Origin of the sequence: Burkholderia sp., assembly GCF_018375725.1 — a bacterium.
Taxonomy (GTDB): domain Bacteria; phylum Pseudomonadota; class Gammaproteobacteria; order Burkholderiales; family Burkholderiaceae; genus Burkholderia.
Genome location: NZ_JAHACR010000063.1, coordinates 1 through 17,383 on the forward strand (window position 1 = coordinate 1; position 17,383 = coordinate 17,383).

Annotated in this window: 17 protein-coding genes; 11 read left to right on the forward strand and 6 right to left on the reverse strand. The window is 65.1% G+C overall.

Going from position 1 to position 17,383, the window contains the following annotated elements; all coding sequences use genetic code 11:
- The coding region (locus KH616_RS10330) for a replication initiation protein (protein WP_292243811.1) at positions 1–1,246 on the forward strand (1,246 nt) is incomplete at its 5' end.
- Positions 1,247–1,301: 55 nt separating this feature from the next.
- On the opposite strand, the gene KH616_RS10335 is transcribed toward KH616_RS10330, so the two are convergent.
- On the reverse strand, positions 1,302–2,366 hold the full coding sequence (locus tag KH616_RS10335) for a ParB/RepB/Spo0J family partition protein (protein WP_292243813.1): 1,065 nt from the start codon (positions 2,364–2,366) through the stop codon (positions 1,302–1,304).
- 23 nt (positions 2,367–2,389) lie between these two features.
- Complete coding sequence (gene parA / locus KH616_RS10340) at positions 2,390–3,052, reverse strand: ParA family partition ATPase (RefSeq protein WP_292243815.1); 663 nt, start codon at positions 3,050–3,052, stop codon at positions 2,390–2,392.
- A gap of 650 nt (positions 3,053–3,702) precedes the next feature.
- On the opposite strand from parA, the gene arsC reads away from it, so the two are divergent.
- A complete protein-coding gene (gene arsC / locus KH616_RS10345; RefSeq protein WP_292243837.1) occupies positions 3,703–4,059 on the forward strand; it encodes an arsenate reductase (glutaredoxin) in 357 nt (118 codons plus the stop codon).
- Positions 4,060–4,148: 89 nt separating this feature from the next.
- On the opposite strand, the gene KH616_RS10350 is transcribed toward arsC, so the two are convergent.
- Positions 4,149–4,355 carry a zf-HC2 domain-containing protein gene (locus KH616_RS10350; protein ID WP_292243817.1) on the reverse strand — a complete coding sequence of 69 codons (207 nt, stop codon included), beginning with the start codon at positions 4,353–4,355 and terminating at the stop codon, positions 4,149–4,151.
- Positions 4,336–4,932, reverse strand: a complete 597-nt coding sequence (locus KH616_RS10355) for an RNA polymerase factor sigma-70 (protein ID WP_292243818.1) — start codon at positions 4,930–4,932, stop codon at positions 4,336–4,338. Before KH616_RS10355 ends, KH616_RS10350 begins: the two co-directional genes overlap by 20 nt.
- A 375-nt stretch (positions 4,933–5,307) precedes the next feature.
- Between KH616_RS10355 and KH616_RS10360 the strand changes: the two genes are divergently transcribed.
- Positions 5,308–5,862 carry an NAD(P)H-dependent oxidoreductase gene (locus tag KH616_RS10360; protein WP_292243820.1) on the forward strand — a complete coding sequence of 185 codons (555 nt, stop codon included), beginning with the start codon at positions 5,308–5,310 and terminating at the stop codon, positions 5,860–5,862.
- 30 nt (positions 5,863–5,892) lie between these two features.
- Here the strand turns inward: KH616_RS10360 and KH616_RS10365 are convergent, their stop codons facing one another.
- Entirely contained in the window at positions 5,893–8,142 is a 2,250-nt protein-coding gene (locus KH616_RS10365; RefSeq protein WP_292243821.1) for a hybrid sensor histidine kinase/response regulator, read from the reverse strand.
- Positions 8,143–8,588: 446 nt separating this feature from the next.
- On the opposite strand from KH616_RS10365, the gene KH616_RS10370 reads away from it, so the two are divergent.
- From KH616_RS10370 to KH616_RS10380, 3 genes are read left to right on the forward strand one after another with little or no spacing between them, the layout of a single operon-like run.
- A complete protein-coding gene (locus tag KH616_RS10370) occupies positions 8,589–8,957 on the forward strand; it encodes a response regulator (RefSeq protein ID WP_292243838.1) in 369 nt (122 codons plus the stop codon).
- Positions 8,950–9,633: a chemotaxis protein CheC gene (locus tag KH616_RS10375; protein ID WP_292243822.1), complete on the forward strand. Its 684-nt coding sequence runs from the start codon at positions 8,950–8,952 to the stop codon at positions 9,631–9,633. The genes KH616_RS10370 and KH616_RS10375 overlap by 8 nt, the downstream gene beginning before the upstream one ends.
- Positions 9,630–10,568, forward strand: a complete 939-nt coding sequence (locus KH616_RS10380) for a diguanylate cyclase (RefSeq protein ID WP_292243824.1) — start codon at positions 9,630–9,632, stop codon at positions 10,566–10,568. Before KH616_RS10375 ends, KH616_RS10380 begins: the two co-directional genes overlap by 4 nt.
- 38 nt (positions 10,569–10,606) lie before the next feature.
- Here the strand turns inward: KH616_RS10380 and KH616_RS10385 are convergent, their stop codons facing one another.
- A complete protein-coding gene (locus KH616_RS10385; RefSeq protein WP_292243826.1) occupies positions 10,607–11,515 on the reverse strand; it encodes an alpha/beta fold hydrolase in 909 nt (302 codons plus the stop codon).
- Positions 11,516–11,750: 235 nt separating this feature from the next.
- Between KH616_RS10385 and KH616_RS10390 the strand changes: the two genes are divergently transcribed.
- From KH616_RS10390 to KH616_RS10410, 5 genes are all read left to right on the forward strand, one after another.
- A complete protein-coding gene (locus tag KH616_RS10390) occupies positions 11,751–12,083 on the forward strand; it encodes a hypothetical protein (protein ID WP_292243827.1) in 333 nt (110 codons plus the stop codon).
- Positions 12,084–12,332: 249 nt separating this feature from the next.
- Positions 12,333–13,181 (forward strand): presqualene diphosphate synthase HpnD, encoded by an 849-nt coding sequence (gene hpnD / locus KH616_RS10395; RefSeq protein WP_292243829.1) that lies wholly within the window; start codon positions 12,333–12,335, stop codon positions 13,179–13,181.
- Positions 13,182–13,192: 11 nt separating this feature from the next.
- Positions 13,193–14,446: a hydroxysqualene dehydroxylase HpnE gene (hpnE, locus tag KH616_RS10400; protein ID WP_292243831.1), complete on the forward strand. Its 1,254-nt coding sequence runs from the start codon at positions 13,193–13,195 to the stop codon at positions 14,444–14,446.
- Between the two features lie 11 nt (positions 14,447–14,457).
- Positions 14,458–16,431: a squalene--hopene cyclase gene (gene shc / locus KH616_RS10405; RefSeq protein ID WP_292243833.1), complete on the forward strand. Its 1,974-nt coding sequence runs from the start codon at positions 14,458–14,460 to the stop codon at positions 16,429–16,431.
- Positions 16,432–16,437: 6 nt separating this feature from the next.
- Entirely contained in the window at positions 16,438–17,139 is a 702-nt protein-coding gene (locus KH616_RS10410) for a phosphorylase (protein ID WP_292243835.1), read from the forward strand.
- Positions 17,140–17,383 lie beyond the last annotated feature (244 nt).

Consider the following 17,383-nt stretch of genomic DNA (forward strand, 5'->3'; position numbering starts at 1 on the left):
GACTCGCAAGCTGTTCAATGTCCTGCTGGCCGTGGCGCAGCAGGCCGACGACTCGGGCGATACCTATCGCGCATTGTTGTCGGATATCGTCGCGAACTCCGCCTTCGACTCCAACGACACCGCACTGGTGAAGGAACATCTGCGCCGCATGGTGTCGGTGCAGGTCGAATGGAGCACGGGCACGTCGAGCCAGAAGCCGGGCCGCAAGTGGGGTATTTCGACGCTGATCGCGGACGCGGAAATTCTCGAAGATCCGGCCACACGGCGTGTGTGGGTCGAATTCTCGTTCGCGCCGAAGATCAAGAAGAAGCTGCTCGATCCGGTTCAGTATGCGCGCCTGAGCCTGCAGTTCCAGAGCCAGCTGCGCAGCAGCGCGGGTCTTGCGCTCTACGAGATCTGTGTGCGTTACCTGACGAACCCGAGCCATCTGACGATGCGCGAGCCTTGGGAATGGTGGCGCCCGATCCTGTCGGGCACGCCGGACACCGAGGCCGGCGACGAGGCGAAACGCGAATACAAGTACTTCAAGCGCGACTACCTGCGTCCGGCGATCGCGGAAGTCAATGCGGTGACCAATATCTTCGTCGAGCTGATCGAGCATCGCGAAGGGCGGCGGGTCGCGGAAATCCAGTTCCGTGTCACGGAACGCAAGCAGCCGATGCTCGCGCTCGACGAACATCCGAATGTGTTCGACAGCACGCTGGTCGACCGGATGGTGAAGCTCGGTATCCCGCTGAAGGAAGCGCAGACGTTATATGCGGACAGCGAGGAAAATCGCATCCGCGCGGCGCTGCAGATGACTGAGCAGCGGATGCGCAGCACGACGCTGCCGCCGGTGCGCAGCGCCGCGGCGCTGTTCAAGGACGCGCTGAAGAAGGGCTACGCGCCTCCGGTGGAGACGGTCGAGGCATTGCCGGCCGGCACCGCGGGCAAGGGCGCCACGGTGCAGCAGCCCGACGATCTGAAGGCACGCCTGCTGAGCGAATATGCGGCGTACCGGCGCAAGGAAGCGAAGGCGCTGTACGACGAGCAGGGTGAGGCGGAGCGTGAGGTGGCGCGCGAGTCGTTCGAATCGGAGGCATTGCCGACGATGGGCTCGCATCTGCGTGACGACTGGCGCAAGCGCGGCCTCGAATCCAAGCTGGCCGAAACGGCCTTCTTCGACTGGTTGGCCCAGAAGACCTGGGGCGAGCCGACCGACGGCGACCTGCTCGCCTTTACGCTGAACCAGTCCCGGGCGGCCTGAGCCGCCGATCCAGTTTGCGGCGGCGCCGGCATGGCCGGGCGCCTGCCGCCTTCAATCACTTCGACAGCAGCATCCGCTCGAGTTGCTCGAGGATCGCGTCGCGCTTTTCCTTCGGAAGTCCGCGCAACCGCAATTCGATGCGATCGTCGCCGTACGACTTCAGGTCGCCGACCGACATGCCACCCAGCTTGATCTCGAGCCGTTGCGCGTAACGCTGGCGGCTCGCGGGTTTCGGGCTTTCCTGGCCGGCGGCCCTGCCCTTCACGATGTCGGACACCTGACGCGTGCTCAGATCGTCGGACACGATCTTGTTGATCAGGCGCAGCGTGGCATCGGTACCGCGTGCGCTGTGATAGCGCCCGACCTGATACGCCATGTTCGAGCCGAAACGATCGGGCCGGGCGACCATTTCCTGCATGATCGCCTCCGGCAACTTGCCGATCGACAATGCGAAGGCAACCGTCGACTCGTCGAGACCAAGATGCTCCGCCAATTCTTTCTGGCTCTGGAAATGCGCCTCGTCGAGGAAGCGTCGCCACACGACCGCGTTGTCGAATACCGTTTGCGAATCGCGCTGGACGTTGAGGTCGTAGCCGAGCTTGTAGCTCTGGATGCCGATTGGCAGATCGATCACGACTGCCTTGACCGTGTCCTTGTTCGCTTCCTTCAGTGCGCGGACACGGCGGCCGCCGTCGCTGACGAAGTACGTTCCCGGATTGTCGTAGTCGGGAATCACATGAATCGCCTGCTGCTGCCCCTGCTTCGCGAGGTTGACGGCCAGCTCGGCAATCGACGACTTCAAATAGAAGTGCCGCGGGTTGAACGGGCTGTGCTTGATCGCCTTCAGCGGAAGCTCGATCACCTGCCCCGGCGCATAGCGGTTCTCGAGACGCCATGCGCGGTAATACGACGATTCGTCGGCGTCCGCATCGATGACGACTTCCGGCATCGGGGGCGCAGAGTCCTTCTTGACGGTTTTCGGAACGGTGGGCGCAGGTGCGGGCGTTTCTGTCTTGACGAAGCCGTCGATCGCGTTGAGGCGATCGAGTGCCGTGCGTTTTTCGCTCGTCGTCATGTCTGGCCGCGCTTGGAATCCTTTAGCGAATTGTGAGGGTTTCATGCGAGTCCTTTATGCGCATAAAGTCAGGGCAGCATTGCGACGATCTCGTCGGCGCATGCACGAATTTCCGCAGCGGCGAGCTTCGCGCCACGATCGTTCATTTGCAGAACGGTTTGCCCGAGCGCCATCGCCTGCTTGTACGCTTCCCGTGTCGGAATTTGCGTCTTGAGCAGCGGAAAGCCGAGTTCCTCGAGCGCCCGCTTCAGTTCGCGGGTCAACATGCGCTTCTCTTCGGTCTTGTTCAGCAAAAATACGGCACGCAGGTCTTCATTCATGACTTGCGCTTGCTGGATCAGTTTGACAAGGCCCACGCTCGACCAATAATCCGCCGGCGACGACGAAGTCGGAATGACGGCGATCGACGCGGCCAGCAGGACGACGCCGGAAACCTTCTCGGTAATCGACGGCGGGCAGTCTACGACGATGATGTCGTAGTCGTTGATGAATTTCTTGATCTCTCGATGGATCTGGCCGCCGGCCTCGGCGAGATTGATGACCGGGAATGGAATGCCCGTTTCGCTGTCACCGGATGCGCTTGACCAGTGAACCAGTGTGTTTTGGCCGTCAGCGTCGACGATGAGGACGCGCTTTCCTAATTCGTGAAATGCAGCGCCGAGGTGCATGGCGATCGTGCTTTTGCCGACGCCGCCTTTTTGTTGAGTGACTGCAATGATTTCTGCGGCCAATTTTCACTCCTGTTTTTGATCGTTGGAATTTTACAGGACGATATTCATATTTCAATGAAATTGTTGCTTGCTACCTACGCGTTGGCCGTTCGGCCGATCACTTTATGCGCATAAAGTGGCCCGATGTGGGCTGATGACGATGATCGCGTCGGGACGACCGGCACACGAAGCGCGTCCGCAGCCCCCTCCCCTACTCGTCGCCAATGTGTGTCGAGCGAGCCAGCGTCTCAATTTGGCCGGTCATCGCCATTGAAGCATCGACTGCAGGCGACGTATGCGGGAACGGGCGGTCAGTGATCGATTGCGTGCCGCCGGCGGATTTATGCGCATAAATCCGTCGAGCGGTCTCCGATCGGAAGCCTGCGTGAAGGACATCGGGACATTGCGGCACCGCTTTCGGTTAAGGGGCAGCGAGGCAAAACAGCTTTGTTGCAAGGCACCCGCTGGGTTTATGCGCATAAACCCAGCGGTGTGGACATCGGCCTTCCCCATCATTCGTGGCGTGATCCGGCGTCCAGCGCTCGGGCGCGTCCGTGTTCAATGCGCCTGCCCCATCTGCGCACCGATTCTCGCGTGGGCATCATTCATGAATGACTGGCGTACCGCGCAGACTCGATACAATACGAGGCACCACAAACCCAGGCAGAATGATGATCACGATCTACCACAATCCCCGATGCTCGAAGTCGCGCGAGACATTGGCGCTTGTCGAAACGCTCAATACGCGCGGCGCGCCGCTGAATGTCATCGAGTATTTGAATACGCCCCCGACGGTCAACGAATTGAAAACGCTGCATCGCCAGCTCGGCCGACCGGTGCGCGAGTTGCTTCGCGACAACGAGGAGCCTTACAAGATCCTCGGCCTCGCCCGTGCCGAACTGACGGATACGCAAGCTTATGAAGCGATCGCTGCGTATCCGATCCTGCTGCAGCGGCCGATCGTCGTTTACAACGACAAGGCGATCATCGGGCGGCCGCCGGAATCGGTACGTGCGTTGTTCGATTAAGTTCGATTGCGTGTATTTTTCTTATTGGATGATGTCCGGCACGTCGAGTACGATGCCGTGCATCATGGAATCCCCGAGCCCAAAGCGCGTCACGCGCCCCCTCCCCCGCCGCTCTCGTCTCGACCGCCAGCGATCCGTGCCGCCTCGCGCAGCAGTGCGATCTGCTTGCGGTATTGCCGGCAACCGCTGCACGTCGGCAGATGCACGTGCACCTGCATGCGTTCGTGAATCGTCAATGGACGGTCGAGCGCATCCGACAGCAAGCGCGTCACCGCTTTACATGTCCCAGGTAGCATCTTCGGCCGTCAGCCCCCTCTCGGTCAGGCACGTGCGCAAACGCGTACGCGCGCGATACAGCAGCACGCTGCAATGATTCGTCGTCAACGTTAATTCGCGGCAGATGTCCGCGATCGCGAAATCGAGAAACTCGCGCATCATGAACACGCGGCCGATCTGTTCCGGCAGGTGATCCAGACATCGCTCGAACAATGTCCAGAACTGTTGTTGTTGCAGCAACGTTTCGGGGCGCGGCCACGGACGTGGTTTCGCATGCGCGGTCCAGTGTCCGTTTTCCTTGAAGAGTTCGCGATCGAGGACGGATTCGCCGTCGAGCTGGGCGTCGAGTGCCGACAGCGGCACCGTGCGTTGCCGTGCGCGTAGCTGGTCGATCAGCTTGTTGCGCAGGATGCCGAATACCCACGTCTTGTGCGCCGACCGTCCCGCGAACTCGCCCGCATGGGTCCAGGCGGCGGTCAGCGCCTCCTGCACTGCGTCCTCGGCCGCGTCGGCGTCGCGCAGCTGCAGGCGGGCGAAACGCAGCAGATCGCGCCGCAATTGCGACAGATAGGCCGGATCGTCGTACGCAGAGGGCATGAACGGGCGTTTTCCTGTGGGGTGTCGTGCGGTCGCCGCGCGACGTACGACGCAAGGTGCGAGCAGCTTACCGGGCCACGCTTCGGTCTGCAATGCGTGCACCGTCGCATATCGCCCCAACGCCGCCGGCGCGCTGAGCTATGCTTGCCGACATGCGCACGACGCGCAAACGGCCTCGCACAGGCACGGCAGCGGTCATTCGGTCGGTACGGAACGGGGCGGCCGACTTATCCACAGTTTCTGTGGAAAACCTTGTGGAAAGTCGGCCGCGAGGCCCCGTGGGACGGCTCGCGGGCTGGGCTGCCTATAAACAGACCTTTGTTGCGTGCTTCGGGGCAATCGACTGGATGTCTCACCTCACGAAAGGAGAACCTCATGGCATATCGCATTGCGGTCGTCGTCGGCAGTCTGCGCCGCGAATCATGGAATCGGGCACTCGCGCATGCGGTCATTTCGCTCGCGCCGGCGGATTTTTCTTTCGAGTTTATCGAGATCGGCAATCTGCCGCTGTACAACCAGGATTACGACGCGGATTTTCCGGAAGTCGCCCGCCGCTTCAAGCAGTCGATCGAAGCGGTCGACGGGCTGCTGTTCGTGACGCCGGAATACAACCGCTCGATTCCCGGCGTGCTGAAGAATGCACTCGACTGGGGTTCGCGTCCGTGGGGAACCAACTCGTGGGCACGCAAGCCGGGTGCGATGCTCGGGACGTCGCCGGGTGCGACCGGCACGGCGCTCGCGCAGCAGCATCTGCGTAACGTGCTTGCGTATCTCGATGTCGCGACGCTCGCGCAGCCGGAGATGTTCATCAGGCACGACCCGGCGCGCATCGACGATCAAGGCCGGATCGTCGACGAAGACACGCGAAAGTTCCTGCAGCATTTCGTCGATCGCTTCGCCGAATGGGTGCGGGATTACAAGGCGATCTGACTTTGCCGCGGCGGCCGGCGCGGGCTCGTGCTACATACGGGCTTGCGCGCGGGCGTCACGCGCATCGCGTATACGTTGCAGGATCTCGTCGAGCAGCGCGATATCGAACGGCTTCGACAGCACGCGCGCATTGACGTCGCGCGTGCGGTCGAGTTCCGCTGCGTAACCCGTCACAAGGATGACGGGCGGCCCGTCCGGCCGCTGCTCGAGCGCCTCGGCAAGATCGATGCCGTTGAGGCGGCCCGGCATGTGAATGTCCGAGATCACGAGATCGAAAGCGTCGTCCGCAGGCGTGGCCTCGATCACGCGGAGCGCATCGTCGGCGCTTGCCGAGTACGTCACCCGATGTCCAAGCAGCGTGAGCAGCGCTTCGGTCCCCGCGGCGACGTCGCTGTTGTCCTCGACGAGCAGCACATGCAGGCCCTCCGGCACGGCCGCGTCGTGCGGCTGCGGGGAATCGACGGCACGGGCTGACGGGCGCGCGGCCAGATCCTGCGCGCGCGGCAGGTAGAGACGCACCGACGTGCCGGCGCCGACCGCACTGTCGATCGTCGCGAGGCCGCCCGAGCGTTCGGAGAACGCGAACACCTGCGGCAGCCCGAGCCCCGTGCCCATCCCCTTCCCTTTTGTCGTAAACAGCGGCTCAAACGCGCGTGCGAGCACCTCGGCCGCCATGCCCGAGCCGGTGTCGTCGAGTGAGAGCTGCACGAAATCGCCGGTCAGCGGAAAGCCGTCCTCACGGCGGAACGTCATGTTGCGCGCGCCGACTGTGAAGCGGCCGCCGGTCGGCATCGCATCGCGCGCATTGACGGCGAGATTGATGACGGCGAGTTCCAGTTCCGCGACGTCGACGCGAATCGGCCATACGCCCGGCTCGATATCGACGATCAGCGACGACTTCGAGCCGAGCGAGGTCTTGAGCAATTCACGACAGGTGCCGATCCATTGCGCGACGTCGATCGCCTCGCTGTGCAACGGCTGCTTGCGTGCGACGCCGAGCAGCTGACGCGTCAGCGACTGCCCGTTCTTCAGCGCGCGCTCGATTGCGCCCAGCTCGGCGTCGAGATGCGCGACGCCGCGGCGCCGCACGATCTGCACGTTGCTCGAGATGATCATCAGCAGGTTGTTGAAATCGTGCGCGACGCTGCCGACGAGATTGCCGAGCGCCTGCATCTTGCGCGACTGCCGGTATGCCGATTCGATCGAACGCCGCATCGACGCTTCCGCCTGCCAGCGATCCCACGCCGCCTCTTCCGTCTTGAGCCGCTTGAGCGACAGCCAGATCACGCACCACAGCGCGACCGATGGCGCGAACATCGACAGGAACAGTACGCTGAGATGCTCGTACCACGCGCGCCAGATCGCCGACGTGCGATAGGCGCACCACACATAGACCGGATAGCTGCCGACCTGGCGGTACGCGACGATCTCGCTGTCCGCATCGTGACGCACGCGAACGACGCCCGCGCGTGCGTCGCGGCGCTCGCCGCCGAACCGCATCGCGGGATCGGACTGCGCGGCGGCCGGCGTGGGCGGATACGACGCGAGCACCGCGCCGTCGGTGCGGGCCAGCGCCATCGTCATCGGCGTTTGTGCGCCGCCGAGCAGGTTGCGGTAGAACGCGTTGAAATAAGAGGACTTCAGCGCGATCGTCACCATGCCGGCGAATCGGCCGTCGCTGTCCCGGCGCGCGACGCCCGTGTTGAACACGGGCGTGTCCGCGAGCCGCTGCGGTCCCGGCATCAGACGCGAGACATGTTCGATGACCTTGCCGTCGCGAATGCCGACGAAGTCGTCGCGGTTCGCGATCGACGCGTAGGGTGCCGGATAGTAAAGGCTGTTCGCGAGCAACTTGCCGCTCGCGCCGAAGATCGACACCGCGGCGACTTGCGGGTATCCGCCGCCGATGGTGTTGAGCGCGTCGTGAATGTCGGATTCGTCGCGGCGCACGGCCGCGTCATCCATGTTCTGCACGAGATCGACGATGCGTGCGTCGAGCGTCTCGTTCAGGTCGAACACCTTGAGCGCGTGCTCCTCAGCGACGCGCACGGTGCGCATCGTCACGTCGCTCGCGGCCGCTTCGCGCGCATTCAGGTCGTTGTAGGCCATCACGCCGACATAGATGCACGGCAAAACGATCGCGGCGATCAGCAGAACGATCAGCGTCACGCGGCGAACCGCGAAATCGTGTTCCGGCGCACCGGACACGTAGGACGCGTCGTCTTGCCAGTCGTCGGCGGGAGTGTGGGTGCTGGAATCGGCTGGCCGGTCGGACGTCATGAACGAAAATGGCTAAAGCGAGCGTGCCTGCCATCATAAACGAATCGCCGCGACGCCTTGCCCGGCGCGGCGCGCGCGACCCTGATGACTCTGACAGGGTCGATTCGTAAGAATTAAAACGCGACGAATCCGGAAGCGCAAACGTACACAAGGAAAAATCTTGCGTGCTTATCGCGAAAATGGTTGCAACTGTTTTCGGAATGTCGCCGAGACGAATCAAAATCATTCGAAACGGGACATATGGCGAGTTGCACCGCCCCGGTTTTACCCAGAAAATCGCGCCTTGCTTTCCTTTACGGATACGCGCCTGCCGACGTCCGTGCGCAGCCGTCGCGCCTGCGCCGGCGGATGAAGGCCGCGCGGCCCGGGTTCGCATGGCGCCTCAAGAAGCGCGGCGAGCTGTCGTTAACGCGAGAGAGACCACTCCGCATACTGCTACGCCCGCCATGCCTTTGCCGATCGTGATTGCCGACGATTCACTGCTTGCACGCAAATTGCTGACGAAGGCGCTACCGGCGGACTGGGAGGTCGACATCGCGTATGCGGCAAACGGCTGCGAGGCATTGGCGCTCTATCGTGACGGCAAGGCTTCCGTGATGTTTCTCGACCTGACGATGCCGGACATGAACGGTTATCAGGTACTGGAAACACTACGCCACGAAGACCTGAATACGTTCGTGATCGTCGTTTCCGCCGACATCCAGCCGCTCGCGCGCGAGCGTGTGCTCGAGCTCGGTGCGATCGCATTCGTCGCCAAGCCCGTGACGTCGGAGGCGTTGCTGCCCATTCTCAGGGAGTATGGGTTGTATGCCTGAATCGGTGTTCACGGACGAGCAACGCGACGCGTTGCAGGAAATTGCCAATCTCGCGATGGGCCGTGCCGCGATGCGGCTCGCGAAGTTGTTCGGCAGGTTTATCGAACTGTCGGTGCCGCGCGTGCGCGTCGTGCGTGCGGCGGATGCGGGTGCCGCGCTGCGCGAGATGACGGGGATCCACGATAACGTGACCGCGGTGCGCCAGGGTTTCCGCTCCGACATCAAGGGCGAGGCGCTCGTTCTGTGCCGCAGCACGGGCATGGATCCGCTCGCGTCCCTCTTCGACCACACGTTCGGCGAGAGCGCGCCGCGCGATGGCGCGGCACACGGCAGCGCGACCGGCGAGATGTCGAAAGGCGGCGCACGCGGCATCCTGGCGACACACGATGAACTGGTGTTCGATGTCGCGAATGTGCTGATGGGCGCATGCGTCGCCTCGGTTCTCGGCGAGCTCGGCCGCACGCCGGTGTTCCTTCCGCCGGGCCTGCTGGGCGCGAACGTGTCGCTCGACGACGTGTTCCAGCCGACCGTGCTCGCGTGGAGCGTCGCGTTGCTGCTCGAAGTGAATTTCGGACTGGAGCACGACGGGTTCCGCGCTCATTTCGTGATGCTGATGGCCGAGGAGTCGATTCACCTGATGGGCGACGCGCTCGACGCGTTGTTGTCCGCGCTATGAATGCATGCGCGGCTTCGATGAGCGATCTCGTGCTCGAGCGGGTCGGCTTCGGCATCTTCGTGCTCGACCGGGAGATGAACGTGCTGATGTGGAATCGGTTCATGCAGGATCACAGCGGCGTCGCGGCCGATGACGTGATCGGGCGCAACCTGTTCGACTGCTTTCCCGACCTGCCGCGCGCGTGGCTCACGCGCAAGCTCGACAGCGTGTTCCAGCTCGGCAGCTTCGCATTCAGTTCGTGGGAGCAGCGGCCCTATCTGTTTCGCTTCGAGCACGACCGGCCGATCACGGGCGGCGTCGATTTCATGCAGCAGGACTGCACGTTCATGCCGCTGACGTGCGGACGTGAAGTCGAGGCGGTCTGCGTGACGATCTCGGACGTCACGCATGTGAGCGTGATGCAGCGCGAACGCGAGGAAGCGGTCGCGAAGCTGCGCGAGCACGCGAATCGCGACGGCCTTACGGGTATCGCGAACCGCCGGTATTTCGAGGCGCGCCTGCGCGACGAGTTTGCACGCTGGCAGCGCTATGGCGGCAATCTGTCGGTGCTGCTGTTCGACCTCGACCACTTCAAGACGATCAACGACCGGTTCGGGCATGCGGTCGGCGATACGGTGCTGCGCGTGATGGCGAAGCGCGTCGCCGAGATCGTGCGCGCGCAGGACACATTCGGCCGCTTCGGTGGCGAGGAGTTCGCACTGTTGCTGCCGTGCACCGGCATCGACGAAGCGATGCGGGTCGCGGAGAAGGTGCGTCGCGCGATCGGCGGCACGCCGGTCGATGCCGAGGGCGTGTGCGTGCCGGTCACGGCGAGCGTCGGATGCGCGTCCGCGCATGCGGGCGCGCAGACCTGCGAGATTCTCGTCAACGAGGCCGACGCCGCGCTCTATCGAGCGAAGCGCCTCGGCCGCGATCGTTCGGTTGCCTACACATAAGGCGCAGGACGCACAGGCGCACGCCGTGCGCGATGTCGTCAGCTCTTCGCGATATCCGTCAGCACGCCGGCCAGCACGGCCGGCTGCGACACGAATGGCGAGTGACTGCTGTCGAGCTGATGGACCTGCGTCGGGTTGCCGGACACGAAGGCATCGGCTTCGTCGATGAAGCGCTGCTGCAGCGCAGGCAGGATCACGCGGTCCTGCAGGCACTTGATGTAATGACGATCGATCGAGCCCCAGCGCGCTGCGGTCGTCGGAATCGCGGTCGCGAACGGCGCGGCCGGCACGTCGCAGCTCATCAGGTTGGCGAGCGCCTCGTACTCGGCTTGCGGGACGTCGTCGAACAGGGCGCGCTTGACCGTCGCGCGATACGCGGCCTCATCGCTGTGCGGGTCGATGCGCAACGCGCCGGCCACGCGCGGGCTCGCGAGCATCAGCTGGCCGAGCATCTCGCCTTCGTTTTCCGGCGCGCGCACATAGTCGAGGCCCGGCACGCCGGACGCTGGCATGAATGCCGCGAGATAGACGAGTTTCGCGATCTTTTCAGGCATCTGCTCGGCCGCGGCCGTGATCGCGAGACCGCCCATGCTGTGCCCGACCAGCACGACCTTGCCGTGGCCGAGCGCATACGCATCGTCGACGGCCTGCATGACCTGCGACGCGTAGTCGTCCAGCGTCGTGTTCGCGACCGGCGACGGTTCGGCGCCGAATGCGGCCGCATCCAGCGGCCGCTTGAAATACGATGCGGGAAAGCGCGCGTGCAGCCCGTGCGCGGGCAGATCGCGCGCGATCGACAGATGACCGCGTTCGGCGAGTGCGGTCGAGACGTGCGCGTAGCACCACGCGCCATGCCATGCGCCGTGCACGAGCACGAAAACGGGGTGGTCCGCGGCGGCGGCGGTGTGCGAGGAAGCGAGCGGTGCGACGGTCACGTGTGTCTCCATGATTCGGCGAGTAGATTCTTCGGCTAAAACGTCATCTTAGTGACGAACGCGCGCAGGCCCAAGCGTGCGTGCGGCGGCCCGCGTCCGGACGGGGGCGCCGCCGGTTCCCGTCCGGACGGAATGACGGCGGCAGAATCCGTCCCCAAATGTCTCGCGCAGGCCACAAATCATGCTGATCCGATTTGAATTTGCAGTGGATCGCGCTAATTTGATGCTTTGCCGCACGTTTCCCCTCATGAACGTCGACTATCTCTTCTACCGACGGCCGGACAAACCCGGCCCCTATTCCCTCGACGATCTGGGCGACGTCACGCCGGCGATCGGCCCGAGCGCCGCGGTGCGCGCCGGGATTACGCGTGTGTTCGGGGAGATCGACTGGCAAGAATCCGTCGACTTGCCCGGCTCATGGTTCGGCACGGGCGACGCGGTATTCCAGTTCACCGCGGAGCCGGACGGCTGCGTGACCAGTTTCATGGGATCGCGCCTCGAGCGGCGCGCGATGCTGCAGCTGACGCGCGAGATGGGGCTTATCGCGCTCGACCTCCAGCGCGATATCGTCTACGGATAACCGGCGGCACGGGGCGCCGGATGTCCGGCGGGTACGCGGGGCCGGAGCCGCAGCCATATGGCGCGACGGGAGTACCGGCATCGACGATCAAAGATTGTTATACTTTCGCCCATTTCCGGCTTCCGGCCGGTATTTCGTGCCTGTTTGCCTTGATCGTTCGCATATCTCGCACGCATCGACGCCTTTTCCATCCCTAGCCGGGCATGGCTTCTTCAATCGTCCCGCGTGGGCGCCTCTGTGGAGCTCGTCTTGGCCATTTCCAATCTCGTCGTGGACGAACACGAAACCGACGCCGCTGCCGTCACATCGGGCAGTTCTTTTTATCTCGCGATGCGCATTCTGCCGGCTGCGCAACGCGATGCGATGTATCAGGTGTACGCCTTCTGCCGCGCGGTCGACGACATCGCCGACAGCGATTTGCCGCGCGCCGAGCGCGCCGCTGGCCTCGACCGCTGGCGCGCGGACATCGACGCCTGTTTTGCCGGCCAGCCGCCGAAGCATCTTGCCGCGCTGACGCGCGAAATCCGCGCGTTCAATCTTCAGCGTGACGATTTCCACGCGATGATCGACGGCATGGCCATGGATGCCGCCGAGGACATCTGCGCGCCCGACGAGGCGACGCTCGATCTGTATTGCGATCGCGTCGCGAGTTCGGCCGGGCGTCTGTCGGTGAGGATTTTCGGGATGCCGGAGGCGGCTGGGATCAAGCTCTCGCACCATCTCGGCCGCGCACTGCAGTTGACCAACATCCTGCGCGACATCGACGAGGACGCGGCGATCAACCGCTGCTATCTGCCGCGCGAACTGCTCGCGCGCGAAGGCATCGCGATCACCGATCCGGCGACGATTGCGCGCGCGCCGGCGCTGCCACGTGTTTGCGCGACGCTGGCCGAGCGGGCGTTCGAGCATTTCAGGCAGGCCGACGCGGTGATGGATGCCACGCCGCGTGCGCTGGTGAAAGCGCCGCGCATCATGTCGGGTGCCTATCGCTGCATTCTCGAGGCGGCGATCGCACGCGGCTTCGACGCGCCGCGCGCGCCGATCCGCAAGCCGAAGGCGCGCATGCTGATGATTGCCGCGCGCTACGCGCTGTTCTGAGTTTCGCGCCGATGCCCAGAACCGTCCACGTGGTCGGTGCAGGTCTCGCGGGCCTGTCGGCCGCTGTCGAGCTGCAACGCCGCGGGCGCCGCATCGTGCTGCACGATGCCGGTGCGCAGGCGGGCGGCCGCTGCCGCTCGTGGTTCGACGGCACGCTCAATGCGACGATCGACAGCGGGATGCATGTGGTCTTCGCGGGACATCAGGCGACGCAGCGTTATTTGCGCACGATCGGCTCGATCGAACAGCTGGTCGGGCCGGCAATGCCGGAATTCCCGAGTGTCGACCTGACGTCGCAGCAGCGCTGGACGCTGCGCTTCGGCAACGGTCGCTGGCCGTCCTGGCTGTTCGACGCCGCATCGCGTGCGCCGGGCACGACGCCGCTCGATTACCTGTCGATCGCGCCGCTCGCGCTGGCGCGCACCGGCCGGTCGCTCGCCCAGACGATGCGCTGCGACGGCGTGCTGTGGGATCGTTGGCTCCGGCCGTATTTCCTCGGCGTGCTCAACGTCGAGCCGCGTCATGCCACGGCGGAACTGGCGCGCGCATCGATGTGCGGCACGCTTGCCGCGGGCGGCCCGGCTTGCCGTCCGCTCGTCGCGCGCCACGGGCTCGGCAGCGCTTTCGTCGATCCGGCGCTGCGGATGCTGCAGCATGGCGGCGCGACGATCCGGTTGCGCTCGCGCCTCGACGCGTTCGAATTCGGCGCGCACGGCAATGCGGTCGATGCGCTCGTGATCGACGGCGCACGGGTCGACCTCGCGCCGGGCGATGCGGTCGTGCTGGCGGTGCCGCCGGACGTGGCGCAGCCATGCGTGCCCGACCTGACCGCGCCGGACACGTTCAGCGCGATCGTCACGGCGTATTTCGCTGTCGAGCCGCCGCCGGGATGCCCGATCTGCACCACGGTCGTCAACGGCAACGTCGACGCGGTGCGTGCAAGCGCCGGCCAGCTGACGGCGACCATCCGTGACGCGGGCCGCTGGCTCGACACGCCGCGCGAGGTGCTGGCGCAAACGATCTGGCACGACGTGGCGCGCGCGATGGGCATGAACGCGACGCCGATGCCCGCGTGGCAGCTCGTTGTCGAGCCGCGCGCGGTATTTGCGGCGGTGCCGTCGCAGGAAATGAAACGTCCGGCGGCGCGCACGCGCTGGACCAATCTTGCGCTCGCGGGCGACTGGACGGCGACCGGCCTGCCAGCGACGATCGAGGGCGCGATTCGCTCCGGCCAGAAGGCCGCCGACGTGCTTCAAACACAATAAGAGAGGGACCGATGACCGATCTCACTGATATGCCAACCTTGTCCGCCGGCGCCGTGTCGGCCGAGCTCGAAGCCACCATCGGTCGCGCGACCGATGCGCTGCTCGCCGCGCAGCAGCCCGACGGACACTGGGTTTACGAACTCGAAGCGGATTCGACGATTCCCGCCGAATACGTGCTGCTCGTCCACTATCTCGGCGAGACGCCGAACGTCGAGCTTGAACAGAAGATCGCGCGCTATCTGCGCCGCATCCAGCTGCCGGACGGCGGCTGGCCGTTGTTTACCGACGGCGCGCCGAACATCAGCGCAAGCGTGAAGGCGTATTTCGCGCTGAAGGTGATCGGCGACGACGAGAATGCCGAGCACATGCAGCGTGCGCGCAAGGCGATCCACGCGATGGGCGGCGCCGAGATGTCGAACGTGTTCACGCGCATTCAGCTCGCGCTGTACGGTGCGATTCCGTGGCGCGCGGTGCCGATGATGCCGGTCGAGATCATGTTGCTGCCGCAATGGTTCCCGTTCCATCTGTCGAAGGTGTCGTACTGGGCGCGCACGGTGATCGTGCCGCTGCTCGTGCTGAACGCAAGGCGGCCGATCGCGAAGAACCCGCGTGGCGTGCGGATCGACGAACTGTTCATCGAGCCGCCCGTGAATGCCGGCCTGCTGCCGCGCCAGGGGCACCAGAGCGCCGGCTGGTTCGCGTTCTTCCGCGTGGTCGATCACGCGCTGCGCGCGGTCGACGGCCTGTTCCCGAAGTACACGCGCGAACGCGCGATCCGTCAGGCCGTCGCATTCGTCGACGAGCGCCTGAACGGCGAGGACGGCCTCGGCGCGATCTATCCGGCGATGGCCAACGCGGTGATGATGTACGACGCGCTCGGCTACCCGGAAGATCATCCGAACCGCGCGATCGCGCGCAAGTCGATCGAGAAGCTGCTCGTCGTGGGCGAGGACGAAGCGTATTGCCAGCCGTGCCTGTCGCCGGTGTGGGACACGTCTCTCGTGGCGCATGCGCTGCTCGAGACCGGCGAGCCGCGGGCGGAGGAAGCCGTGATGCGCGGTCTCGAATGGCTGCGTCCGCTGCAGATCCTCGACGTGCGCGGCGACTGGATCTCGCGCCGTCCGAACGTGCGGCCCGGCGGCTGGGCGTTCCAGTACGCGAACCCGCACTACCCCGACGTCGACGATACGGCGGTGGTCGTGATGGCGATGGACCGCGCCGAGAAGCTGAAGCATGCGGACATGTACCGCGAGCCGATCGCGCGCGCGCGCGAATGGGTCGTCGGCATGCAGAGCAGCGACGGCGGCTGGGGGGCGTTCGAGCCGGAAAACACGCAGTACTACCTGAACAACATCCCGTTCTCCGATCACGGCGCCCTGCTCGATCCGCCGACGGCGGACGTGTCGGGCCGCTGCCTGTCGATGCTGTCGCAGCTCGGCGAGACCGCCGCGAACAGCGAGCCGGCACGCCGTGCGCTCGATTACATGCTGAAGGAACAGGAGCCGGACGGCAGCTGGTACGGCCGCTGGGGGATGAACTACGTCTACGGCACGTGGACCGCGCTGTGCTCGCTGAACGCGGCCGGACTCGGCCCGGACGATCCGCGCGTGAAGCGCGGCGCGCAATGGCTGCTGTCGATCCAGAACAAGGACGGCGGCTGGGGCGAGGACGGCGACAGCTACAAGCTGAACTATCGCGGCTACGAGCAGGCGCCGAGCACGTCGTCGCAAACGGCGTGGGCGCTGCTGGGCCTGATGGCGGCGGGCGAGGTGAACAATCCGGCGGTCGCGCGCGGGATCGAATACCTGATCGACGAGCAGAACGACGAGGGCCTGTGGGACGAGACGCTCTTCACGGCAACCGGCTTCCCGCGCGTGTTCTATCTGCGCTACCACGGCTATCGCAAGTTCTTCCCGCTGTGGGCGCTTGCACGTTACCGCAACCTGAAGCGCGCGAACGCGACGCGCGTGACGGTGGGGATGTAACGCGTGATGTCTGCGTCCAGCACTACGCTGCCCGTCATCGCGGTGACGGGCATGGCTTTCGAGGCGCGCATCGCGCGTGGCGAAGGCGTCGAAGCGGTATTCGCCGCCCGTGCGGATCGTCTCGAGCGTGCGTTGACCGAAGCGACGGCGCGCGGTTGCGCGGGCATCGTGAGTTTCGGCACCGCGGGCGGACTGGCGCCCGACCTCGAGCCGGGTGCGCTCGTGATCGCCGATGCGATCGACGGGCCGTTCGGCCGCGTGCAGACCGACACGGGCTGGAGCGCGCGGCTCGCCGCCGCCCTGCACGACACGCCGGTCTGGCCGCGCGTGAAGCGCGGCGTGCTGGCGGCTGTCGGCGCGCCGGTCGTCAGTGCCCGCGAGAAGGCATCGTTGTTTCGCTCAAAGGGCGCGCTGGCGGTCGATATGGAGTCGCATATCGCGGCAGCATTCGCGGCCGCGCGCGGCGTGCCCTTCGCCGTGTGCCGCGCGATCGTCGATCCGGCATGGCGAACCCTGCCGAGCGCCGCGACCGCCGGTTTGCGCGATGACGGCAGCACGGCGATCCTGCCGATCCTGCGTGAACTGCTCAAGCAGCCGTCGCAGCTGGGCCCGCTGTTGCAGGTTGCGAGCGATGCGCGGGCGGCGCGCACGACGCTGATTCAGGCGCGGCATGCGTTCGGGCATGCGGGCGCGCTGCGGTTCGCCTGAGCGGGCGCGTCGACCTTCTCTCCCGCTTTCTTTCCTTGCTTTTTGCCGCGGCTGCCGTCCGTCCTGGCCGCGTGCACTCATCCTCATCGAATCGCCTCACCCGTCGCAATGAAAAAGAGCGCTGCATCGTGCAGCGCTCTTCGGGACCGGCGAATGACTTTCGTTATTTCGCTGCGGGGCTGCTGGCCGGCACGGCCGGCTCGCTCGCGGCGCCGGAAGCGGCGGGCGTCGCGGGCACGGCGCT